The sequence below is a fragment of the Leptobacterium flavescens genome (assembly GCF_010671605.1).
Taxonomy (GTDB): domain Bacteria; phylum Bacteroidota; class Bacteroidia; order Flavobacteriales; family Flavobacteriaceae; genus Leptobacterium; species Leptobacterium flavescens.
In genome coordinates this window covers 544,460-568,252 of record NZ_JAABOO010000003.1, presented here as the reverse complement: position 1 = coordinate 568,252, position 23,793 = coordinate 544,460, and the positions used below count along the sequence as shown (strand labels likewise).

24 protein-coding genes are annotated in these 23,793 nt (G+C 41.4%); 12 read left to right on the top strand and 12 right to left on the bottom strand.

The window, feature by feature from the left end:
• Nucleotides 1–15: 15 nt before the first annotated feature.
• The 3 genes from GWK08_RS14735 (at nt 16) to GWK08_RS14725 (ending at nt 2,722) form a co-directional block, all read left to right on the top strand.
• A complete protein-coding gene (locus tag GWK08_RS14735; RefSeq protein WP_163607990.1) occupies nt 16–885 on the top strand; it encodes a toxin-antitoxin system YwqK family antitoxin in 870 nt (289 codons plus the stop codon).
• Nucleotides 886–971: 86 nt separating this feature from the next.
• Nucleotides 972–1,280 (top strand): antibiotic biosynthesis monooxygenase, encoded by a 309-nt coding sequence (locus GWK08_RS14730; RefSeq protein ID WP_163607989.1) that lies wholly within the window; start codon nt 972–974, stop codon nt 1,278–1,280.
• Nucleotides 1,281–1,360: 80 nt separating this feature from the next.
• Nucleotides 1,361–2,722, top strand: coding sequence for a serine hydrolase domain-containing protein (locus GWK08_RS14725; RefSeq protein WP_163607988.1), 1,362 nt, complete (start codon nt 1,361–1,363; stop codon nt 2,720–2,722).
• Nucleotides 2,723–2,829: 107 nt separating this feature from the next.
• Here the strand turns inward: GWK08_RS14725 and GWK08_RS14720 are convergent, their stop codons facing one another.
• The 9 genes from GWK08_RS14720 to GWK08_RS14680 all read right to left on the bottom strand — a co-directional run bounded on the left by GWK08_RS14720 (nt 2,830) and on the right by GWK08_RS14680 (nt 11,202).
• Entirely contained in the window at nt 2,830–3,612 is a 783-nt protein-coding gene (locus GWK08_RS14720; RefSeq protein ID WP_163607987.1) for an ABC transporter permease, read from the bottom strand.
• Nucleotides 3,605–4,312 (bottom strand): ABC transporter ATP-binding protein, encoded by a 708-nt coding sequence (locus GWK08_RS14715; RefSeq protein WP_163607986.1) that lies wholly within the window; start codon nt 4,310–4,312, stop codon nt 3,605–3,607. Before GWK08_RS14715 ends, GWK08_RS14720 begins: the two co-directional genes overlap by 8 nt.
• Entirely contained in the window at nt 4,309–5,550 is a 1,242-nt protein-coding gene (locus GWK08_RS14710; RefSeq protein ID WP_163607985.1) for a nitrous oxide reductase family maturation protein NosD, read from the bottom strand. The genes GWK08_RS14715 and GWK08_RS14710 overlap by 4 nt, the downstream gene beginning before the upstream one ends.
• 28 nt (nt 5,551–5,578) lie before the next feature.
• A complete protein-coding gene (locus GWK08_RS14705) occupies nt 5,579–6,988 on the bottom strand; it encodes a nitrous oxide reductase accessory protein NosL (protein WP_163607984.1) in 1,410 nt (469 codons plus the stop codon).
• 25 nt (nt 6,989–7,013) lie between these two features.
• Nucleotides 7,014–7,445: a nitrous oxide reductase accessory protein NosL gene (locus GWK08_RS14700; protein ID WP_163607983.1), complete on the bottom strand. Its 432-nt coding sequence runs from the start codon at nt 7,443–7,445 to the stop codon at nt 7,014–7,016.
• Nucleotides 7,442–8,032: a hypothetical protein gene (locus GWK08_RS14695; protein ID WP_163607982.1), complete on the bottom strand. Its 591-nt coding sequence runs from the start codon at nt 8,030–8,032 to the stop codon at nt 7,442–7,444. Before GWK08_RS14695 ends, GWK08_RS14700 begins: the two co-directional genes overlap by 4 nt.
• Before the next feature lie 83 nt (nt 8,033–8,115).
• The gene (gene nosZ, locus GWK08_RS14690; protein ID WP_163607981.1) at nt 8,116–10,089 is read right to left on the bottom strand and encodes a Sec-dependent nitrous-oxide reductase; all 1,974 of its coding nucleotides are present in this window, start codon (nt 10,087–10,089) and stop codon (nt 8,116–8,118) included.
• A gap of 27 nt (nt 10,090–10,116) precedes the next feature.
• Entirely contained in the window at nt 10,117–10,686 is a 570-nt protein-coding gene (locus GWK08_RS14685; protein ID WP_163607980.1) for a fasciclin domain-containing protein, read from the bottom strand.
• Nucleotides 10,687–10,692: 6 nt separating this feature from the next.
• Nucleotides 10,693–11,202, bottom strand: a complete 510-nt coding sequence (locus GWK08_RS14680; RefSeq protein WP_163607979.1) for a c-type cytochrome — start codon at nt 11,200–11,202, stop codon at nt 10,693–10,695.
• A 148-nt stretch (nt 11,203–11,350) separates the two neighbouring features.
• Here GWK08_RS14680 and GWK08_RS14675 point away from each other — a divergent pair, with 148 nt between their 5' ends.
• From GWK08_RS14675 to GWK08_RS14640, 8 genes are all read left to right on the top strand, one after another.
• Complete coding sequence (locus GWK08_RS14675; RefSeq protein ID WP_163608271.1) at nt 11,351–11,782, top strand: RrF2 family transcriptional regulator; 432 nt, start codon at nt 11,351–11,353, stop codon at nt 11,780–11,782.
• A gap of 215 nt (nt 11,783–11,997) precedes the next feature.
• The gene (gene nrdG, locus GWK08_RS14670) at nt 11,998–12,456 is read left to right on the top strand and encodes an anaerobic ribonucleoside-triphosphate reductase activating protein (protein ID WP_163607978.1); all 459 of its coding nucleotides are present in this window, start codon (nt 11,998–12,000) and stop codon (nt 12,454–12,456) included.
• Nucleotides 12,453–14,345: an anaerobic ribonucleoside-triphosphate reductase gene (nrdD, locus tag GWK08_RS14665; RefSeq protein ID WP_163607977.1), complete on the top strand. Its 1,893-nt coding sequence runs from the start codon at nt 12,453–12,455 to the stop codon at nt 14,343–14,345. Before nrdG ends, nrdD begins: the two co-directional genes overlap by 4 nt.
• A gap of 87 nt (nt 14,346–14,432) precedes the next feature.
• Nucleotides 14,433–14,870, top strand: a complete 438-nt coding sequence (locus GWK08_RS14660) for a c-type cytochrome (protein ID WP_163607976.1) — start codon at nt 14,433–14,435, stop codon at nt 14,868–14,870.
• 69 nt (nt 14,871–14,939) lie between these two features.
• Nucleotides 14,940–16,280: a cbb3-type cytochrome c oxidase subunit I gene (locus GWK08_RS14655; protein WP_163607975.1), complete on the top strand. Its 1,341-nt coding sequence runs from the start codon at nt 14,940–14,942 to the stop codon at nt 16,278–16,280.
• Between the two features lie 28 nt (nt 16,281–16,308).
• Nucleotides 16,309–17,130, top strand: a complete 822-nt coding sequence (locus GWK08_RS14650) for a CbbQ/NirQ/NorQ/GpvN family protein (RefSeq protein ID WP_163607974.1) — start codon at nt 16,309–16,311, stop codon at nt 17,128–17,130.
• Between the two features lie 14 nt (nt 17,131–17,144).
• Nucleotides 17,145–18,914, top strand: a complete 1,770-nt coding sequence (locus GWK08_RS14645; RefSeq protein ID WP_163607973.1) for a nitric oxide reductase activation protein NorD — start codon at nt 17,145–17,147, stop codon at nt 18,912–18,914.
• Between the two features lie 39 nt (nt 18,915–18,953).
• Nucleotides 18,954–19,571: a thioredoxin family protein gene (locus GWK08_RS14640; RefSeq protein WP_163607972.1), complete on the top strand. Its 618-nt coding sequence runs from the start codon at nt 18,954–18,956 to the stop codon at nt 19,569–19,571.
• A gap of 47 nt (nt 19,572–19,618) precedes the next feature.
• On the opposite strand, the gene GWK08_RS14635 is transcribed toward GWK08_RS14640, so the two are convergent.
• The 3 genes from GWK08_RS14635 to nirK are packed head-to-tail and all read right to left on the bottom strand — an operon-like array spanning nt 19,619 to nt 22,450.
• The gene (locus GWK08_RS14635; protein WP_163607971.1) at nt 19,619–20,227 is read right to left on the bottom strand and encodes an SCO family protein; all 609 of its coding nucleotides are present in this window, start codon (nt 20,225–20,227) and stop codon (nt 19,619–19,621) included.
• A gap of 10 nt (nt 20,228–20,237) precedes the next feature.
• Nucleotides 20,238–21,029, bottom strand: coding sequence for a formylglycine-generating enzyme family protein (locus GWK08_RS14630; RefSeq protein ID WP_204336072.1), 792 nt, complete (start codon nt 21,027–21,029; stop codon nt 20,238–20,240).
• An 8-nt stretch (nt 21,030–21,037) separates the two neighbouring features.
• Nucleotides 21,038–22,450 carry a copper-containing nitrite reductase gene (gene nirK / locus GWK08_RS14625; protein ID WP_394352006.1) on the bottom strand — a complete coding sequence of 471 codons (1,413 nt, stop codon included), beginning with the start codon at nt 22,448–22,450 and terminating at the stop codon, nt 21,038–21,040.
• A gap of 420 nt (nt 22,451–22,870) precedes the next feature.
• Here nirK and GWK08_RS14620 point away from each other — a divergent pair, with 420 nt between their 5' ends.
• Nucleotides 22,871–23,767, top strand: a complete 897-nt coding sequence (locus GWK08_RS14620; RefSeq protein ID WP_163607969.1) for a helix-turn-helix transcriptional regulator — start codon at nt 22,871–22,873, stop codon at nt 23,765–23,767.
• Nucleotides 23,768–23,793: the final 26 nt, after the last annotated feature.

Genomic DNA, 23,793 nt, shown 5'->3' with positions numbered 1-23,793 from the left:
TTTAAAAAACATTAGATGTTCAAAAATCTTATGGCTTTTGCCTTAGTGCTTCTGACCGTCACCATCGCCTTCGGTCAGGAAAATATACCTGTGTTAAACCGGGATCAGCTTAATATCGATTTCTCATACGACGAAAAGAAACAGCCTTCTCTTTTTACTCTTAAGAACGGAGAGTTGTTAAACGGAAAGTTCAGGGTTAACCTGGGAACAGGAAAATACTCTTCTTATACCATTTGTAATTATAAAGACGGTTACAAAAATGGGATCATGGAACATTACAGCAGTGGAACCCTGATGATGCGTGCCGAATATTGTATGGGACTGGTGTGTGGTGTTTTTGATCATTACTTCCGAAACGGCAGCCCTTCTCAGAGTAAATCGTTCAACAAAGAGCAAAAACTTCACGGACTTGTGACGAATTACCGGGAAACTGATGGTAAGATGCTTGAAAAAGTCAATTATAAGAACGGGATAAAACACGGGATCCAGAAAACCTTCTATACAGATGATAAGAGTACCTTATCTATGGAGACGAATTATGTGGAAGGAAAGAAAACAGGAAAAGAAACCGGTTATCACAAGAACGGAAAAATTAGTTTTATCCGACATTATAAAGACGATGTCTATGACGGTTCCTATATTACCTATTTTAAAACGGGAGGAGTAGAAATAGAAATGACCTATAAGAACGGGGTTCTGATGGGTAAAGAAAAAATGTATCGCAAAGCCGGGGATCAAACCCGCCTTGTCCTTGAAAAAGATCACCTGGATAAAAATTCCGAGATCTGGATCTACCACAACGGAAGCGTTCCCAATAAGCGTTATTTCATTAAAAAACAGGAAGTCACAAAGGAGGAATTCGACAAATCCATAGTAAGGAGATAAACGGTATTTTTCATGAGATAAGACCGGGAAACGGATCCTTCTGATCTATCAGACTTCAAAGAGAATATTAAACAGCGAAGTTGATCATGAAAAAAATAACGAGAATATGGCATGGGCGTACCAGAGCCGGTCAAGCCGATGAATATCTGGAATATGTTGAGAATACCGGAATCGCAGATTACCGAACGGTGAAAGGAAACCTCTCGGTAAAGATCCTTAGAAGAATAGAGGACGAAGTCTGCCACTTTTTAACGGTCACCGAATGGGATTCCTATGAGAGTATCAAAAAATTTGCGGGAGAAGACTACACCAAAGCAAAGTACTATCCGGAAGATAAGGACTATCTGTTAGAGTTTGAAGAAGAAGTACGTCATTACGAAACTTTTGAGTACTGATAAAAAAAGCAGGGATTTCATGTAACCACTCCACTGTTTCCTGCGTCATACCTGCAACAACCTATAACAAACACAAACCAATGAAAGCAGGAATTCACCTTAAAGTCATATTATTTCCCCTATTGTTGTCCTTTCTTCTGCCCTCTGTACACGGGCAAAGCCTGGAAGAGAAGATAGATCGTTTATTACAGGAAAAATACAAAACAGATGGTCCGGGAGCCACCGCTTTGGTAGCTAAAAACGGAAAAGTAATATACAGCAAAGCCTTCGGAATGGCAGATCTGGAATTAAACGTCCCGATGAAACCGGAGCATATTTTCGAGATCGGTTCGATCACCAAACAGTTTACAGCCGTATCCGTTTTAATGCTGGTAGAGCAGGGAAAATTAAATCTGGACGATGAGATCACCGTCTTTATTCCGGATTATCCCACACATGGAAAACGCATAACCGTTCATCATCTGCTAACCCATACCTCGGGTATAAAAAGCTATACTTCCATGCCGGTCTTAAGGGAAATTGCTACCAAAGATCTCACTCCCATGGAACTTATCGATGTTTTTAAGGATGAGCCTATGGATTTTGATCCGGGAGAGGCATATCGCTATAACAATTCAGGTTATATCCTGCTGGGGTATATTATCGAAAAACTGTCAGGTGAGTCTTATGCCAATTTTATTCAAAAGAATATTTTCGATAAGGCAGGGATGAATTCTTCTTACTATGCCAATCACTTTAAACTCATTAAAGGCCGGGCAAGTGGTTATATGAGGAGCAATGAATATATCAATGCAAATTATATCAGCTTTAGCATTCCCTATGCCGCCGGTTCACTTATGTCTAATACAAATGACCTCCTGAAATGGCAGCAGGCCATAAACAACAACACTTTTGTAAAAGAAGAAACCATTAAAAAAGCCTTTACCAATTACACTTTAAACAACGGAGAACCTATTTACTACGGTTACGGATGGGCTATCAATGAAATTAACGGTAGCCCGAGCAGGGAGCACGGTGGTGGCATTTTTGGCTTTACCACGCAGGGTATTTACATTCCCGGGCAGGACGTTTATGTTGCGGTCCTTACCAATTGCAGCTGTAATTCTCCGGGAGATGTAACTACCAAAATAGCTGCTTTAGCTATTGGAAAACCCTTTCCGGAACCGGAAAACATTATTTCCCTGTCTGAATCACAGCTAAAAAAATGGTTGGGGAAATACAAATTCGAGGATGAAGCCATCAGATCGATCACATTAGAAAACGGACAGCTATTTAGTCAGAGGGAAGGAAGCAATGCCAGATTTAAGATCCTTCCCTTATCTCCCGATCACTTTTATTTTGAAGACGGCTTTATCGAATACAAATTCTCCAAAAGCAAAGGAAAAAGAGAAGTTCTGTTCAAGAACCGGATCAACCATTCCAAAGGAGTTGAAATAAAGTAGGCTCTTTAAGCAGAATCTGAAAAACTATCTCTCTGTTCGACCGCCTTAAGGGCGCCATAAAGTCATTCTCCTTAGGGTCTTAGAATGGAGAGATACTCTGTTTATGGCTAAAAATCCTTCTTTCGGGCCTTAACAACGATACGCCAGGCGGGTAGTATCACCCATAACATGAGTGCGCTAAATGAGATAAACATTCCAAGGCCGGTACCGAAAAACTTTTTAAAACTGGCTCCCGTATACCCTAAAAGAGCAGAAATATCTAATTTTAAAAGGATCAGGATCCTGGACAGGTCGATCGGATTAAAAACCGTAGCTGCCAGTGAAAACTTATCCAGTGGATATTCTTCAAAAACAATAAGCGATATCAGGAAAAGGCCGTCATAGATCACAGCCAGGAATAACCACAGGAGTACGGCATAACCAAAACCTTTGATCTTATTCTCATTGGACAAAGCAATATTATATGCCAGGGCCACAAAAATAAAGGTCAGGAACGCACCTGTCAGCAGCAGGGAAGCAAAGTTCCAGATAGCTGCAGATTCCAGGATCCCGTACATCAGAAAAGGGATCCCGAGTCCCAGTACCAGGCTCAGACTGAGGGAGAGGGAAAGTCCGGTATACTGTCCCAGAAAAATAGTGGATCTCTTTAAAGGTTGTGCAAGCAGCAATTCGGTAAATTCTCTGGAATTATAGTAGTACATGATCCCGAAAACTGTTCCTATAAGAGGGGTCAGCACCACGATAATATTCATCAGGGTAATGACCGCCTTGGATACATCATTATTTAAAAAGAGGAGTACAAACCCCAGTGCCAGATAGAACAGAAAGTAAATATAACTCCATCTGCTTCGCATCAGGTCAAAAAAACTGTATTTCAATATCTTAAGCATGGTTGTCGGTTAAAATATTAGCAATTGCGTATTCCAGGTTTTGCTGCCCGGTCTGTTTCATCAGATCGGAAACCGTACCTTTAAAATGTATTTTTCCATCCAGTAAGAACACGATCTCATCTGCTATCTCTTCCACAAAACTCATAATATGAGAACTTATCAGAATCGTTTTTCCCTTTTTCTTTTCTTCTTCTATCCTTTGCTTTAAACGGATAAGGGAAACGGGATCCAGTCCGGTGGTCGGTTCGTCCAGGATGATCAGCTCACTGTCAAACATAAAAGTCAAAACCAGGTTTACTTTTTGTCGCGTTCCTCCGGAGAGGTTCCCCAACTTTTGATTCAGGAAGGGGGTAAGGTCGAACAGATCGATCAATTGTTCATGTGAACTTGTCTTTGCCCTCAGGTTCCTGATCATCCCTATGAGTTCGGAAACCGTCAGGTTAGCAGGAAAATTAGCGATCTGTGGTAAATAATCAATATTCTTCCGGTATTCGAACTTCCGGAGAACACTTTTATCAGCTATTTTAATATCTCCCTTATCGGCTACCACCATTCCCAGAATACTTTTGATCAGGGTGGTCTTTCCGGAACCATTGGGGCCAAGTATAGCAAAGATGCCTCCTCTTCCGATATCCAGGTTTACTCCCTTGAGTACCTGTACCTTTCCGAATCTTTTATATAAATCCTGTATCTGTATCATTTTATTTTTTTCATTAGCGGGCTGTCATCCATTAAATTATCCGGGGTAAATACCGGAGATACTTTTTCCGAAAAATTGATAATATCTACAAACAGGCTTCTCAGAAGCACAATGGTTTCCGGGGTCCTGTTCACAACATAGGAAAACAGTTTTACCGGCCTGTGAGGAACGTCACCTATACCGTTCTTATCCAGATCATAACCGGTATAAGCGCTCCAATAGTTATTGTTGAAGCTGTTATCGTTCAAATTACTGTTATAGGACACATCGAAGGAATTGTATAAAAAATTATTCCGCTCGAAAATATTGGTATAACAGGCGCCCGATATTTTTACCGCCCAACCGTTACTGATAAAATTGTTGTTCTTATAACTGATACGGGTGGAACCTTCCGCATTGATCCCAACGGTATTTTGTTCTATACGGTTATATTCGATCCGGGCATCATAGATCTCCTTAAGCAGGAGTCCGTAGGAGGCCGCTCCCCAATTTTCTTTAAAGGAATTGTGGGTCATCGTAATGAATTTGGAGAACATAACAGCCACCCCTGCACCATTATGCGTAAAGGTGTTATAGTGATATTCATTTTGATTGGAGAACATAAAATGCAGGCCGTAACGAATATTGTCATGGCTTTTGTTATTGATCACCTTACTGTTCTTTACAAATTCAAAATAAATACCATCTCTGAGATTATGAAGTTCATTCTTCTCTACCACTACATTGGAGGAATGCCACATATGCACCCCGTTACCCGAACCTGCTTCTTCAATCCCTTCACTGGAAATATGGTTATTGCTGATCTGTCCGTGATGCGATTTCTCTACCAGGATCCCGAAGAACACCTTTTCAAGAACTGCATTTTCCACAGTAAAATGTTTGCTTCTCGAAATATAGATAGCGGCAAAATCTTTGGTATAACTCTTTCCGATATTGCGGATGGTAATTCCGGATATCCGGACACTATCGGCCGAAATGATCAAACCATAACCCTTCCCCTGTGCATCCAGAACAGCTCCTTTTTCGGCAAGGATCTGAACCGGTTTATCGATCAGGACATCGTACTCCTTATAAATTCCTTTTTTCAGGTAAATACGGGCACCTTTATCAACTTCGGAGATGGCTTCGGCAAGTGATGAAAACGTACAGCTATTGCATACTTCCACTTCCTGAGCAAAGCTTATTGCCGATATCATCAGCCAAAAAAGGAAGGTGTAATATTTGAGAACAATTTTCATCTGTTTTTCAGTTTATCCGGTTTAACTATTACAGGATATTGTATTTTAACCCCAGGGTGAAGGACAGTCCTTCATCCATTTGTATTCCATTATATCGCTCATAGATCGGAAATCCGGCTTCCGCACCAATGCGAAGATCTTTTGGAAAGGCCACATTTACACCCAAAAAGGACTTTATCCTGTCACTTCCGTAATTATCCGTATCGGCAGTTGTGACCATCATAGGGTTTAATTCGGGATCTGCTCCCTTTATTCTCTTTTCGCTTATCCCGAAGAAGCGGGTGGAAATACTGATATTCCTGCTTAGCACATAAGCTCCCCAGATATTCAGGCTGTATTGGTTACCAAAGCGATATCCTTCATCATTCTCTCCTGTCCTGATAGTATTTAACTGCTGTATTCCCCATGATACATTCCGAAATGTTTGCTTAAAGGTTGCCCCCAGAGTGATATCAAAAGTACCACTCCCCAATTGCATGCTGTAGGGAAGCTTTGCATTTTCCATCATTGGAGTATCATCTCTTTCTTCTATACTTCCGACAGGAAGATTCAGGGTTCCGTTCAGGTGTAATGAAGACCTGTTATTGGCAAAAAGACCGTAAAGAGCACCTAGCTTGAGGTCTCCGAAGCCTGAAGAAGCGGTTGAAAAGTCCCTTAGCATAGTCATTCCATTCATCATCATACGCGCCGTCAGATCCATCTTTTTAGTCACCAGGCTCTGCATCAGCATAAGAGTTAGTTTATCTGAGGGGGCATACATAACTCCCAGCATATACATTTCCATGGTCATTTCCTGGGGAGCCACCATAAAATTATCGAAAATTGCTGTATTATCTATTTCATCTGTGCCTGCTTTATTGCCATCCATAGACATATTCATATACTTCAATGAAACCATAAGGCCTCCTTTGGGGTGCAGGTGATCTCCCATCACTCCAATAGGTGCATGAGCATCCGGCCTGTTGTGATTATGATGATCATGGTGATCTGCAGCCCCGAATTTCGGATCTTTAAACCTGGCTTTGATCTCCTCCCAGCTGTAAACATTGTCATTGCTTTCCGGATCTGCTTTTAAAGCTTCTTTTTTACTTTTAAATGCGGAGATATCTGCTCCCATCGGACTCGGAATAGCTTCACTTTTTAAGTAGGTTGCTGATCTGGCATCGATAAGATCTCCGGAGCCTGAATAATTTGCCACCTGAAGACGGGTAAAGTCTTCTTCTTTACTTGTTTTTAAAAAATTGATCATACATTCAATAGCTCCGAACTCATAGGTTTTGCCATTTTCATGAGCAGCCATAGCTCGATGATATTTGTCTTTTATGATCATTTTGCAATGATGACATTGTTTTTGGGCAGAGTTATCCTTCTTCTGTGCTGTTAACTGCAATCCGTAAAAGGAAATACAGAAACACACAAATATTAATTTTACTTTCATGATATTCTGATAAAAAGGAGATTTATTATTCCAAGAGTTTTTTGTTCCTGATCTCCTCCCAGGAAAAAACCTCACCCTTGTGTTCCCTGGCTGCCTCCAGGGCATCGGTTTTGTTTTTAAAGGCAGATAAAAAAGCATTCATCGGACTGGGAATAGCCTCACTGATAAGATATGTTGCCTGTCTAGCATCGATAAAATCTCCCGGAAGTTCTAGGTCCATTACCAGGTACAGAGCTACTTTTTCAGGAGAAACTTCATTGCTGTCACTTATCATACATTCTATAGCGTCATACTTGTAAACCCTTCCTTTTTTGGTAACCGCTTCGGAAGCGTGCACCTTCTCCACTATATTCATTTTACAATAGTGGCAGGTATCCAATCCGTATTCGATCTTTTCCGGTTTAGGGGTACAGGAAAGGAATAAAACAGCAATGAATATGACAATCCGGTTTTTCATGACTTTTTAGCTTCTTTTTTACCTATAAAAAATGCCAGCAGAGAAAGACCTATACCAAGTCCGAGGAAATATGCACCCAGTTGAGGATAGGAATGTGCCCTGAAGTTCAGGATGTCCTTAGATCCGAATAAAGGTGGCTGGAATCCCATTACAGATCCATCCGGATTGGTGAACTTCATTATAGCCTTGGGGTCCAGGTTATGACCATAATCGTGTTCCCAGAGATAGAAATCGTAGAGTCCGGCTGCGCTTAATAACACCATCAGTACAAACCAGCCCAGGAACCATTTGTAATTGGCCTTAAAGCCTATAAGGAGTCCTATGACCGTAGTGATCAATATTCCGGCAGGGAAGATCTTAAACTCCGGAATAGCATCGGGAATATACTTCATTCCCACATAGTGATTCATTATATTGATATTCTTGATATCATGCGGATTGGCATCGGCAAAATCATTAATATAGATATGCATTCCCAAAGGGGTGGGATACTGAGGAGCTTCCAGGGTTATTTTCCACAGAGGAAATAAAAACAAAGCCAAAGGAAGGATCGCTCCAAGCAGCATTATGATGCGTGATTTTTTCATTGTATTTCGGTTTTAAAATAAGAAGGCGGGAGCGGAACGGAACTCCCGCCTTTCAGGAAAACATTAAATTCTCTCCTACACCATTACTCATCCTCTTCTCCAAGGGACCATGATAGTTCAATGTCTGAGGAAGCCGGAGAGACCCTTACATAACCCTGCATTTCCTGATGCAGTGCAGAGCAAAAATCTGTACAGTAAAACGGCCATACACCTACCTGTTTAGGCTCCCAGACAAAAGTTTCGGTCTGTCCGGGCATGATGAGCAGTTCCGATGTATTAGCACCGATCATACTCACCCCGTGAGGAACATCGTAATCCTGTTCCAGGTTGGTGATATGGAAATACACTTTATCGCCCACTTTGATACCTTCAATATTGTCCGGGGCAAAGTGACTTCTGATCGTGGTCATATACACATGAACGGTTTTACCGTCACGGACCACTTTGGTATCTGCCTCACTCTTGGTGACATATGGGTGATGATTTTCTTCCAGTTTAAATATCTTTTTAGAACGCGGTTTCACCAGATCGGCAGGAATACCGGCAGCATAGTGCGGCTCTCCAACAGTAGGGAAATCCAGCAGTAACTCCATTTTTTCTCCCGTAATGTCATATAACTGGGCAGATTGGGTTACTTCCGGCCCTGTCGGGAGGTAACGGTCCTTGGTGATCTTGTTCATAGCCAGCACATACTTACCGAACGGTTTTCTCGAGTTACCTCCGGGGATCATCAGGTGTCCTACAGAATAAAAGGTCGGCTTTCTGTCGATCACTTCCCAGGTACCCACTTTCCATTTTACTACTTCCGAAGAAATAAAGAAAGTTGTGTATCCGTAACCTTTATCGTCGAATTCCGTATGCAGGGGTCCTAAACCGGCTTGTTTTACACTTCCGGCATTTACAGCTTCAAAATCTATGATCGGAATGCCGTAAGCTTCTCCCGAAAACTTCTCCTCTTCAATAGCTTTGATCATTTTTGAAAAAGAGTGAACCGTAACATCGGCAGACAGTTTCCCGCTTCCTACAATATATTCTCCGGTCGGATCTACATCACAACCGTGAGGCGATTTGGGAGTTGGCAGGAAGTATACGAGGCCGGGGCATTCTGCTGGATCCAGTACTTTTACCTCTTTCCCCCAGTTGGTAGTTGCCATCTGAGTTGACTCGTCAAATACATTATGAGCATAATTGGCAGGCATGGTCTTAAATTTCCCCTGCTTGATATATTCTTCTGCTTTTTTCCAGTTTATTGCAGCAATGAAATCCTTGTCATTCTGAGAGGCATTTACCTCCAGTAAGCTGTTTGCTTCTTCCGTATTATAGGTTGTATAGAAGAACCATCCGTGAGAATCTCCTCTTCCCGGGTGTGCCTTATCATAATCAAAGCCCGGCATCAATATCTGGAAATCCAGGTTCATTTTCCCATCTTCCGGAGCCACGGAAATAAAGGAAAGCGCTCCTTTAAAGTTTCCTTTGTACTCCTTGATAGAAATATCTCGTTGCGGTACAGGTACTCCAAAACGGGTTCCTGCAATAACATATTCGGTATTTTCGGTTACATAAGACGAACTGTGATTCCCTGCACTATTAGGGATCTCTATGATCTCAGTAGTTTCGAAAGTAGTAAGATCGATCTTTGCGATACGGGGAGTGTTATTCCCGTTAATGAACACCCATCTTCCATCCAGTTCTCCATTAGTCTGTGAGATATCCGGGTGGTGAGCATCATCCCACGGAACAAATCCGAAAGAAGTATTCAACATCGGTTTTGTTTCCTCATTGTAGCCATAGGCTTTTTCCGCATCCTGCGAGAATACCGGAATTACTTTAAACAATCTGCCGGATGGCAATCCGTAGACAGATAACTGTCCGTTAAAACCTCCGGAGACAAAGGCGTAAAATTCGTCGTGATCTCCCGGTTTAACATATACTTTTTCTGCGGCACTGCTGCTTAAAGCCCCGCCTGAATTAGAATCGGAGCTTTTCCCGTTGTTACAGCCTGTCAAACACAGAGCCAGGCCTAAAAACCCAACGGTCATTTTAATTACTCTTCTCATTATTGTTATTTTAATATTGGTTATTTTTTAATTTTCAGGAGGCAGGAGCACTTTATCAATAATGTGAACTATTCCGTTTCCGGCATCCACACTCGCAATGATCTTTGCTCCTCCGATAAGAGGTTCTCCCTCTTCTACTTTTACCTGTACATCCTGGTTATTCGCCTGTCCCAGTTTTTTAAAGCGTTTTAAAAAATCTTTCTTCAGGTTACCGGGGGTAACGTGATATTTAAGGATATTGGCCAGCGCTTCCTTATTTTCAGGCTTCAGCAGATTTTCAACAGTACCTGCCGGAAGGGCTTCAAAAGCCTCGTTCGTAGGAGCAAATACCGTAAGAGGTCCTGCGTTTACCAGAGAATTTTCCAACTGCGCTGCCTGAACAGCTGCTACCAAAGTACTGTGGTCCGGGGAACCGATGGCAATCTGTAATACATTAGGCCGGGATTCATCATCTTTAATAAATGCCTGTCCCTGTTTTTCCTGAAGTTCCTCTTTTTCCGGTTCCGAAGCGGTAACGACCTGTTCCGTCTTATTCTTACAACCGGTAAGTAGCAAGATCAGGGCAAAAACGATAAAAGACTGAATAAGAGTTTTCATTTGATTTTATTTTATGGTTCTGAAGTATTCTAATACAGACCGGGCCTGTTCTTCGGTAAGATTCTGATTAGCCATAGGAGCTCCGTTAAACTCTATAAGGAGTTCCTTTGCCAAAGGATCTTTCTGGATCATTTCTTCAGGATTCAGGATCATATTCATAACCCATTCAGGAGTCCTGCGCTCTAAAATACCTTTGGGAGCGGGGCCAATAAATTTTTTGGCCGGCTTGTGACAAGCAGCACAAAGCGATTTAAACACTTCTTCTCCTTTCGTAGCCATTGCCTGATCTATTTCCGAATCAATACTGATAGAGGTAACCGGACCAATTCCTTTATTGGACAGATCTACCTTAGAGGAAGCAGGTGCTGAATTATCAGCAGGAGTTGTAACCTCTTTTTTCTCAGTACTTTTTGTCCTTTCGTATTGAAAGGATTTTTCTTCTTTCTTTTCTTTTCCGCAACTCATAACCAAAAGCCCGAAAACTAAAAGGAACGCGAAATTGATTGCGTATTTCATATCAATAAGGTTTGTTATTACTACTACAAAGGTATAACAAAATTTTAATAAAAGATAAAAAGGTCTTAAAATATTTTAAAAAGATAATTTTGTATATTAGCCTAACTAAAAAAATATAGTTAGATTTAATCCATATTAAAAAATGGAGATGTTATCAAGTGCAAGTAAGTATGCTATTAATGCCGTTCTGTATTTAGCTGTAGAATCGTCCGAAGACAAAAAAATTGGAGCTAAAGAAGTGGCTGAAGCCATTGGTGTGCCCACCCCTTTTTTAGCTAAACTCCTTCAGAATCTGGCAAAAAAGAACGTTATATCCTCGCTTAAAGGCCCCAAAGGAGGCTTTTTTTTAAGTGAAGAGAACAAGAGCCTGAAACTTATATCGGTGGTAGAACACATAGATGGTCTGTCAAAATTTGAAGAATGTGTTTTGGGCCTTAAGAACTGCAGTAACGACAAACCCTGTCCCATTCACTTTTCCGTACAACCTTTTAAGAACACCATGTTTGACGAGCTCAGCAATAATACAATTGAAGCATTTGCCGTTAAGGTGAGGAACGGGGAAACCTTTTTGCATTATTAGGTACTTTTCCTATCTTCTTCTATATACCCTGGCAAACCTGTCATTTTGCAGTTAACTCATTAATATGCCGGCAGAAAACATAGTGTATTCCCTTTCTTCCATCCTAATTATTCTTTCCTGTTAATAAGATTTTTAATAACTCATTTTTCACATATCTTAAGGAGGTAAGATGTTTTATAATTTTATAAAGGATAAAAAGGTCTTAAAATATCTTAATGTATTGCTACAGTTTTCAAATAGCCCTTCAGGAGGTTCCCGGAGAAATAAGTCTTTGTTTTTCCATTTCGGGATGTCCCCTGCAATGTAAGGGCTGCCACTCTCCTTTTCTCTGGAAGGAAGGAAACGGGCGCTTACTTTCTTCAGAATGGTTCGAATCTGTTCTGGAGCAGTACGATAATCTGGCCAGTTGTGTCCTTTTTATGGGAGGAGAATGGCATAAAGAGGAATTGGTACGTCTGCTAAAGTTAGCCAGAAAAAAGTCGTATAAGACCTGCCTGTACACCGGGGAAGACCGGGTTCCCGAAGAGATACGAGATCAACTCACATGGATCAAAACCGGAAAATGGGTACCATCTCTGGGAGGCCTGGATTCCAAAGTTACCAATCAAAGATTTACAGAAGTAGAAACCAATAAAACACTCAACCATTTATTCATTAAAAACCAAAACTTATGATACGTCTTACTGATTCTCAACTGAACAAGAAAATGGATTTTATAGAGCATTACATTCATTCGGCCAATGCAGCCGATGGTTCCAAAGTAGATGCCAATGCCAATGTTACTTCCAAGAATATTGCTACCATGGAAGCAGAATTAAACAAGGATATCAATATACAGGTTAACCGTACTCTGGTAAAAAGAAAGATCGCATCCCTTTTTGGGGAAGACCTGGCAAATGAGTATATCAGGCAAATTGAGGCACATGAGATCTATGTACATGATGAAACATCCCTCAAGCCATACTGTGTATCCATAAGTATGTACCCCTTTTTATTTGACGGCCTGACCAAACTCGGAGGAGAAAGCAAAGCACCTCAGCATCTGGAGAGTTTTTGCGGAGAATTCGTAAACCTGGTATTTGCTGTGAGTTCTCAGTTCGCAGGAGCGTTGGCAACCGTGGAATTTCTATTGTATTTTGATCACTTTGCCGCTAAAGATTATGGAAAGGATTACCTGGAAACCCATGAAAAATTAATTGCTAACCATCTGCAGCACGTGGTTTATGCCATTAATCAGCCCGCAGCAGCCAGAGGATATCAATCGGTGTTCTGGAATATATCTTTATATGACGACGCATATTTTAACAGTATGTTCGGCGATTTTGTCTTTCCCGATATGAGCAAACCATCCTGGGAGAGTGTGAAGAAGCTACAGCGCTTTTTTATGAAGTGGTTCAATACAGAACGAACCAAAGCCATTCTTACCTTTCCGGTGGTGACCGCTGCTATGCTGGTAAAAAATGGCAAACCGGCAGATCCTGAATTTACCGATATGTGTGCGGAGGAACTAAGTGAGGGGAATTCTTTTTTTATCTATCAGTCCGAAAATGCCGATAGTCTTGCCTCCTGCTGCCGGTTGCGGAATGAGATCAGCGACAATACGTTCAGCTATTCACTTGGAGCAGGAGGCGTTGCTACCGGTTCTATTAATGTAATAACCTTAAATATGACCCGCCTGGTTCAGAACAAAGCCGATATTGCAGAGGAAGTCCGCAAAATTCACAAATACCAGGTAGCTTACAGAAAACTTATTGAAGAATACGAGGAAGCAGGACTGCTCCCCGTTTATAAAGCCGGATTCATTTCGCTGGACAAACAATTCCTTACCATTGGGATTAACGGAATGGTGGAAGCTGCCGAAAGCCAGGGAATAAAAGCAAAAAATAACTCCCGTTATAAAGATTTTGTGGGTTCTTACCTAAAGGTCATTTACGAAGAGAACAAAAATGCAAAAAAAGAATACGGTTATATGTTTAACACCGAATTTGTTCCCGCCGAAAATTTAGGGGTTAAAAACGCTAAATGGGATAGAGAGGATGGCCTGTTCGTTCCGAGAGATTGTTATAACTCTTATTTCTATGCGGTGGAGGATACGGAAATAAATACCCTCGATAAGATAATACTCCACGGAAGTGAGATCATCAAATACCTGGACGGGGGTTCTGCCCTGCATCTCAACCTGGAGGAAGCTCCCGATAAAAAAGGTTTCACCCGCCTGATCCATGCCACTGCTACTGCCGGGTGTAATTACTTCTGCTTCAACATAAAAATAACCATCTGTAATAAATGCAGTCATATAGATAAACGTACATTGTATTCCTGTAATAAGTGTAATTCGGTAAATGTAGACCACGCCACCCGGGTAATAGGTTATTTAAAAAGAGTATCGAGCTTCAGTTCCGGGCGTCAGCGGGAACACCAGTTAAGGCATTATCACCTGAAAGAAGGGCAGCCCGTAGCAAATAAGAGAGTTCACACGTTAAAAGAGGCGCAAAAACAGGAAGATCAGAGCCAGTTAAATACTCTTTTTCAAAAAGAAATACAAAATCAGGGTCTAACATGATATAAATCATATGAATAGGGTGAATAAAGTTATTTTTTTGCATTAAAGGATAAAAAGACCTTAATATATTAATTAAAATACATCAATATGCTATCCAAAAAACAAGCACGGGCTTTCTTCCTGGGCGGAACACTGGTTACTTTCCTGGTATTCATAGGGCTAACCATATATTCCTTCAGTGAAGAACAGGACCAGTCCAATTATAAGGAGATTACCGAACAGGTGGTTCGGGGAAAACAGATCTGGGAGGCGAACAATTGTATGGGATGCCATACCATAATGGGAGAAGGAGCGTATTACGCCCCTGAATTAACAAAAGTTCTTGAAAGAAGAGGAGAAGGTTATGTGAAAGCTGTTCTCATGACCCCTGTTCCCTGGGCTCCAAATGGTCGAAAAATGGTTGCCTATGGGTTTTCCAAGGAAGAAGCTGAAGATCTGATCGCTTTTTTTGATTGGATAGACGACATAGATCTGAACGGTTTTGACAGAGTGGTATCTCCGTTGGCCAAAGACAAAACTAATTAACCAATAGTATTAAGTGAGCCCTGTTGCATGTCAATCCGGGCAGACACTGATATATAAAAAACAAAACAAATGAAATACACATCTCAAAAAGTAGCGTATTGGTTTTTTGCATTATCCATGCTACTTCTGGTATTACAACTAACCTATGGGTTTATCATGGGTTTTGCCCGTATCGGGCTGGATGGCCTGCACGATTTTATTCCGTTTAACACTGCCAGGGCGGTACACACAAACCTGCTCGTTCTATGGCTGCTGGCAGGCTTTATGGGAGCAGCATATTATATAATTCCCGAAGAAGCACAACGGGAACTGGTAAGTGTAAAGCTTGCATACGTTCAATTAATTTCACTCACCCTGGTAGGGGTGGCCGCCATTATAGGATATCACTTTAACTGGTGGGAAGGGCGTAAGTTCCTGGAAATACCCAGGCAACTGGATTTTCTGGTAGTCGCAAACGTACTGTTGTTCCTGGGATTGATCCTGGCAACTCTCTTTAAGGGAAAACGCAAAACCACCACGGCCCTGGTACTCTCTATGGGACTACTGTTTGCCGCATTGCTCTATCTTCCCGGGATGCTGCCTTTTGACAGTCAGGTAAAAGACTCTTTCTTCCGCTGGTGGGTTGTTCACCTGTGGGTAGAAGGTGTATGGGAACTTATTATGGGAGGTATATTGTCATTCCTCCTTATTAAACTTACCGGAGTAGACCGTGAGGTTATTGAAAAATGGCTTTATGTTATCGTCGGGCTTACTTTTTTATCCGGAATACTGGGTACAGGACACCACTATTATTATATAGGCGTAAACAAAATATGGCTAATCGTGGGTGGGATCTTCTCCGCTCTTGAGCCGCTTGCATTTTTAGCAATGGCTCTGTTTGCCGTGAACATGTATAGGAAAGGCGAGAAAAAACATCCGAACAAAATGGCTTTGTTCTGGACTTTGGGTTCTGCCATAGTATCTTTTGTCGGTGCCGGACTATTGGGGTTTGCCCATACCCTGCCCCAGACAAATTTATATACTCACGGTACGCTGGTAACCGCCATGCACGGTCACCTCGCTTTCTGGGGGGCTTATGCCATGATCGTATTTGCCATTATCAGTTATTCCCTGCCTAACCTAACCGGAAGAAAACTATATGACGGAGTAAGAGGGCGTGCTGCCTTCTGGACTTCCAATATCGGAATGATCGGGATGACGGTGGCTTTCGGAGTGGCAGGAGTAGCACAGGTATACCTGGAACGTAAATTTAAAATGGACTTTATGGCCGTACAGGATGAGATCAGCATTCACTTTGTTGTACTGATCTTATGCGCCTCCTTATTTGCTACCGGGATCGTATTGTACATTGTAGATTTCATAAAACACGGACGCCCGACCGATGAAGCTCTGGAGCCCGTAACTAATTAGATCATCCATCTTTTAAATTGACGAGTTAATGAGTGCAATAGTAAATAACACAAAACGCAATGTGGTTTCTACATTAAAAGAAGCCCCCTTTTACAAACCCATCGCAAAAGAAGTGGATGTTTTTGAGCATGCTTATGCGGAAAAACTACCGGTGCTGTTAAAAGGGCCTACCGGTAGCGGGAAAACCCGTTTTATTGAATATATGGCTTCTCATCTGGGGAAGCCTCTTCTTACCATTTCCTGTCATGAAGAAACCTCATCAACAGATCTGATAGGGCGTTTCATTATTAAAGGGGCCGAGACCTTATGGATGGACGGCCCCTTAACCAAGGCAGTTAAAAACGGGGCTATTCTCTATCTGGATGAAATTGCAGAAGCCCGGCCCGATGTCATCGTTGCTATTCACTCACTTACAGATCACAGAAAAGAATTGTACATAGATAAGCTGGGAGAGACTATCAAAGCCCATTCAGATTTTATGCTGGTAGCTTCCTTTAATCCAGGATATCAAAAAGGATTTAAAGAATTAAAACCCTCCACCAGACAACGTTTTATTGCCCTGTCCTTTAATTATCCGAAACCCGCCGATGAAGCAGAGATCATTGTTAAAGAAACCGGTTTGGATATAAGTGTTTCGAAAAAACTGGTCAGTATTGCCAACAAAGTGAGGAACCTAACGGAACTTGGTTTGACGGAAACCGTCTCAACACGTTTACTGGTTGATGCCGGAAAATTAATTCGCTCCGGCTTACCCAAACGACTGGCCGTAAAAGTTGCAGTTGTAGAACCTCTTACCGACGATCTGGAAATAACAGAAGCCCTGGTAGACCTGTGTAATCTAATGATCTAATTCCAGTAAGTGTCATGTTCGAACCGGATGAATATTTATTTACCAAAGTTGCATTCTTTCTTAAAAGGCGAAAAAAAAAGTCACAGGAAGCCATCGAATATGCCGTAAAACTGGAAGATCTGAAAGCCAGGCTTACTATTTTGGCCAGAGCCCTTACCGGACAACCTATAGAGATCTTTGAAGCACAAAGAGAAGGAGGCTATAAAGACAATAGTTTTTTCCTTCCTTCATCTTTTGCAGGCTTTCCGTCAGCCGATGAGAATGTGAGTTTTTATCTGTTCCGGTTATTATACCTGTCTGCTCAGAAAAAACTGGGACTCAACTGGACCGATGCTGTGGAGCACAACCTGGAAGAATCCCGTGAAAAGGCCGAAAAAACTTCGGAAGCAGTACTGGACAGCCTGAACCGGCAATTTCCACCGGCCAAAGAATATCACGAAAAGCTCATCAGATATTATCAAAGCCGTTCCAAGAACGATTCGGGAGCCGATCTGAGTTTTATCTATGGAAAGTGGATGCGCAACAGCAAGGCTGACATTGAAAAAGACAAGTTGAAGAATTTTACTGAGAAGGTAAAAACGGCAAATGAAGAGCAGATAAAAACAACTATAAAATCGAAAGCGGTAGAGGAGATCATTTCGGTCCAGATTGATGAAAAACAGCTGGAAGATGCCGTGCTTCAGCATCAATTTGAAAAAGTCGAAACCGCGGAAGAATTCGGTGGGAACTGGAGGGATCTTGACGGAGAAGATGAATTGGAAGACCATTCCAATGCATTGGATGAAGTAAATATGAAATACACGGTGCGGGTAGACGACACATCTCATTCAGTTTACCAGGCAGATTTTATGGAGAATACTACAGTTTCTGAAAGTACGGAAGCCGGTCATAAGGATTTTTATATTTCGTATGACGAATGGAATTATTCCAAACAGGCGTACAAAGAAAATTTCTGCAAAGTATTTCCCAGGTCGCAAATAGAAACCGATAGTGCCTACTATAGAAAAACACTGCAAAAAAACGCATCCACATTGCTGGGTTTGCGTAAAATGCTGACCTCAGTAAACAACAAATATCAGCAATTGCGAAGACAGAAACAGGGAGAAGAATTTGATCTGGATGCGATTACCGATCTCTTTGTGGAAACTTATTCCAGGCGTACTCCCTCCGAAAAGATATACCTGTCCAAAAAGAAGAGGGAAAAAGATCTCTCCATCCTCCTGTTGCTGGATATCAGCTTATCCAGTGACGGATATGCGGCAGGAAATAAGGTAATTGATGTGGAAAAGCAGGTTTCAATTTTATTCGGTGAGATCCTCAACGAGTTTTCCATCGATTTTTCGGTAGACTGTTTTTATTCAAAAACCAGGAACCATGCTTCCTATATTACGGCCAAAGATTTTGACGAGCCCTGGGCAAGAGCCAAATATAAAATAGGTGCTGTTAAGCCCAATGGCTATACCCGTATAGGAGCTGCTTTAAGACATGCAGGAGCGAGATTGGATGAACGCGAGGCAAAAAACAAATGGGTGATCCTTATTTCGGATGGGAAACCCAACGATTATGACCGCTATGAAGGTAAATACGGGATCAATGACGTAAAGCAGGCACTTAGAGAGTTAAACCGCAGGCAAATTAATTCCTATGCCCTGGCCATAGAAGCCCAGGCCAAATATTACTTACCACAAATGTTCGGGCAGAATCATTATCAGATACTGACAACCCCGGTTGAACTATTACAATCGCTGGTAAAACTCTATGAAAAGATCAAACATCAATCGTAAATTTTTCAATAAAAGAACAAATACATTATTCAGAAAGAAATGGATCAGTTAATTAAAGAAAGTGTTTTAAAGGGAATCTCCTATGAGGAGTATATGGAGCTTGTAGGGCAGTTTGCTGCGGAAGGAAGAACTTCCGGAGCTATGCAGACCAAAGAGCGGATAGAACTTACAAAATTAAACGCAAGCAGGATGAGGAGGTTGGATAAGACACTAAAGCTATCCGATCAGGCTATGGAAGTATTTAAAAATATAAATACACCACAAGACTGGCTGGTTATAGTGGAAAGCTGGTGTGCAGACGGAGCCCAAACCCTTCCTGTCCTGAACAAAATTGCCGAAGCTTCCCCTGCGATCGATCTTAAAATTGTATTTCGTGATGAAAATGATGGCCTGATGGATGCCTTTTTGACAAACGGGGCCAGGGCCATTCCCAAACTCATTGTTACTGATAAGTATCATACGGTTTTAGACAGCTGGGGCGCCAGGTCCAAAGCTGCAACCGGAATGGTAAAAGCGTATAAGGAGAAACACGGTAAAATAGATGATATCTTTAAAAGGGAATTACAGATCTGGTATAACAAAGATAAAGGGGTCGAGATCGTAAATGACCTTTTGGAAATTGTACAGGCTACAGAGCCTTTGAAAGAGGGTATTTAATGGCCATCCTGTATTTAAATATCTCCTTTGACAGATAAATTCAGCTATTAATTGGCAAGTTCTATAATTTTTGCCACGGTTTCTTTATTGTTAACTCCCAGGCCTTCCTGTTGGTGAACCAATTCACCTCCCTGATCAAAAACGCTAATAATATTGGAATGGGAGAAGTCCATAGGGGATATTTTCTTATAGTTTACTGCCAGTACCGCTGCAAATTCCCTGGTATCTCCTTCCGATCCCCGAAGAAAAACCCATTGGTTCGATTCCATTTCATTCTCAATAGAAAATTCTTTTAAACGCTGAGGGGTATCTGTTTCCGGATCTATACTTACCAGTATTAATTTTACATTGCCTTTTTTGGCTTTAGGGATCTGAGTCTCAATATCTCTCATATCGGCCACTAGCCTCGGACAGGCAGCCTTACAGGAAGTGTAGATCATTACCATGACCAGAACATCACCTTTCAGGTCTTTCAATACTATTTCTTCATTGTTCTGATTGGTCCAGGTTGCCGGTAAATTGTAAATGGAAAGCTCGGAAATCGCTTCATTTTCAAGAGCCTCTTTATTTACGGCTGCTTCCTCCTCTCTCTTTGCTTTATTACAGGAGCTTAATAAAATTAGCATTCCGACGAGCAATACAAATATCTTTTTCATCTTTTTTACTTTAATTTATTACGGTACCTTCAACATCTCTGACACATCTGAATCCCAGATTTTTAATGGAATAATTTGCTTTTATACTACCTCTGAACGCATAGCGCATAAAGGCCGCGTAGTTCATGAGGTCTGACGCTCCGACTGCTGCACTCCCGCAGAAAAGATTACTGTCTTTATCTACGTCCTTTCTGGATTCTCCGGATATGAGGACAGAGTTAAAATCCAACGTCCATTCCCAAACCAATCCGTGCAGGTCATAAACACCCCAGTAATTTTTAAAGGTTGACCCTATGGTTTGATTATAACTTTTCGGTGCTTCGTACCAGCTTAATATAAATTGATTGTATTCGGGTTTTATCCGGGCGTCCGGGACTTCCTTATCGGCCATAGCCACGTATTCCCATTCATCAACCGTAGGCAATCTTTTTCCCTGGCATTCGCAGTATTTTTTGGCTGCAAACCAGGAAACATTGGTAACAGGCATTAGAGGAAGAAGGTCCTGTCCGGGGTTTTCATCGGTTTCCCAATTCGCCAGATAATTTTTATCAGCAAAGAGCCTCTTTACTTTCGATCTTTTCCAGGCGGGATATTCTTTTACAAATCTTAAATAATCCGCATTGGTTACAGGATAGACATCCATCAAAAAATCCTTTACCACCACAGTAGCTGAGTCCGTCCCGTATAAGGGAATAAAACTCCCTCCTTTTATCCTTACCATAGCATTTTCAGACTGACCATAGATACTATGCGTAAAACCAATTAAAAATGCGATTATGGCCAATCTGAAAATAGCTGTCATTTGTATTATTATTTATTGTTTCTTCTGCTCCTTACCATAGCCGGAGTAACATCCTGTTTGGAATTCCCCCAACTGTTATACACAAAGGTCAAAACATTAGCGATCTCCTCATCGGTCAGATCCTGTTTTGTCATAACACTGTTATAGGTCTGCCCGTTAACAGTTATCTCACCTGTTTTACCGAATAAAACGATATCAATGGAGCGGTTAACATCGGCATTTAAATAATCTGATTTTGCCAAAGGCGGAAATGCATTGGAAATACCCTGCCCTTCAGCCTGGTGGCAGGCAAAACAGGTTTGCATATAGGTTGCTCTTCCGTATTCCATTTTTTCCTGGAGCGTTTTTGCAGATGCGACAGGTTCAGGATCTCCGTTCGGCAATTCCTGAATTCCTCCTCCTTCGGGTTGATAGATCCCCTCTTCCTGTGTTCCGGAATAAATGGTTTTATTTTCTTCACCCTGTACTTTAAGCATCCCAAGAGCACCTTTATTGAAGGCGCGGAAAATTGAGTGATCTACAAGGATGAATGTTCCCGGAACATCTACCGTAAACTCAACTATTGCCGCTCCACCGGCAGGGATAAGCGTTGTCTGTACATTTTTATTGATAAGATCTCCTCCTTCAACTCTTACCTCGTCAAATATCTCTCCTATAACATGAAAAGAAGATACCAGGTTGGGTCCTCCGTTCCCGACAAAAAGGCGAACAGTTTCTCCAACATTAGCTGTAATGGCATTATCTCCTGTCATGGCTCCTACTTTTCCGTTAAATACCACATAATCTGCATCTTCATCTACAGCTTTCTTCATATCAAAAGGCTGTAAACCCCTGTCTCCATTCTCTCCTTTAGTATAAAAGTCGCCCTGCATTACATAATATTCCTTATCCACTCTTGGCAGGCCTCCTTCCGGCTCTACCAGGATCAAACCATACATCCCGTTTGCAATGTGCATCCCTACAGGAGCTGTTGCACAATGATATACATAAAGCCCCGGATTCAAAACTTTAAAAGAAAACTGAGCTTCGTGACCAGGAGCCACAAAAGAAGAGGTTGCACCTCCTCCGGGGCCGGTTACCGAATGAAGATCAATATTGTGAGGGAGTTTGTTATCGGGGTGATTTTTCAGGTGGAACTCCACCTCATCACCTACTCTGGTCCTGATAAAACTACCGGGGACAGAGCCACCGAAAGTCCAGTAAACATAGCTTACCCCATCGGTCATCTCACCTTCCTTCTCCAGGATCTCCATATTTACGATCAACTTTTTTGCTTTTCTTCTCCCAACGGGAGTAGGGACATTTGGAGGTGCCGTTAATTCTGCGATCATTTCCCTGTTAACAGGAATGTCTGCAGCATTCTCGTAAACCGTCTTTTTGTTGTTGTCTATGCAGGATGTTGCAAAAACAAGCAAACACATTAATGACACCATTGCCATTAACGACTTAATTTTTGTTCTTTTTGGTTCGGAATACATATGATTAATGTTTATTGTTTTACAATTAAAAGATCTTTTTGTCTTTTTTGTAAATCTAACTATTTTTTCACCTATCATTTTATGACGAATATCATATTTCCGGGATTTTAAAGAACTTCTTCAAAACTGATAATTAATTAGTTACATTTTAATATTTACGTTTCACCCTAACTGAGATGCTATCCTTTGAATTAACAGGACCCTTCATTCTTTTCCGGTTTATTTCACAGGGTTTTTGCATAAATCATTATCTTACCGCCCAGGCTTTTCAGGTAGATATCTTCCTTTGTACGAAGCGATGATTTAGATCTGAGAGATGATCAATTAAAGAGTTATTAGAGGAATCATTCTGTTTCGATTTTAATGAAAACACAGTTTAATAATGGTATTTTAAATTCCGAACGCTGGGAGTTGGGGCATATATCTATGGTGCACAGTATTGTGGATTATAAAAGTCCGGGAGTTTATTCTGCCAGTAACGATACGGACCTTGTCCGGCTTCATTTTGGTATTTCCGGCGATTACGACTTTAATTACAAACAACTGAATTCGTCCTTTAAACTTCGCGGAACTCATAATAATATCATGTATTCTGACGGGCTGGACCTTGAAATATTCAATAAAAGTGAGAGAATTGAAACTTTCGGGATCAACTTTAGTCCGGATACCTTTATTAAGATCGCCCAAAACGGAAACGATTCCCTCAAACGTTTTGCCGATAAGGTCGTAAACAAGGAAAACACCATCCTCTCAGATCTTTGGCGACCGAACACTCTTAAGATACACCAGGTTATAGATGAGATCGTTCACTGCAATTATTCGGAAGGCTTAAAAGATATTTTTCTCCTTTCCAAAAGCATGGAACTATTGGTATTGCAGACATCTCTTTACGACGAGGAGCAGGAAAAATTCATAAAATGGTCAACAAAAGACAAAAACAAACTCTTCCTGGCCAGGGAGATCCTCGATCAGAGTATCGATACTCCTCCTACCATTCACAATCTGTCCAGACAAATTAACCTTAATGAGTACAAACTCAAAAAAGGTTTCAGAGAATTATTCGGAACTACGGTTTTCGGCTATATTCATAAAAATCGGATGAGCCTGGCCAAAAAACTTCTTCTAGGGACCGATAAGTCGGCTAAGGAGATCGCCTACGAGATCGGTTATTCCTCTCCTCAGCATTTCTCCAAAGCTTTTAAAAAGGAATTCTCCGTTTCTCCCAATAGTATTAGAAATACTCCCGATCCTACCATCTGAATACCGCCGGGATAAGCATATTTGCG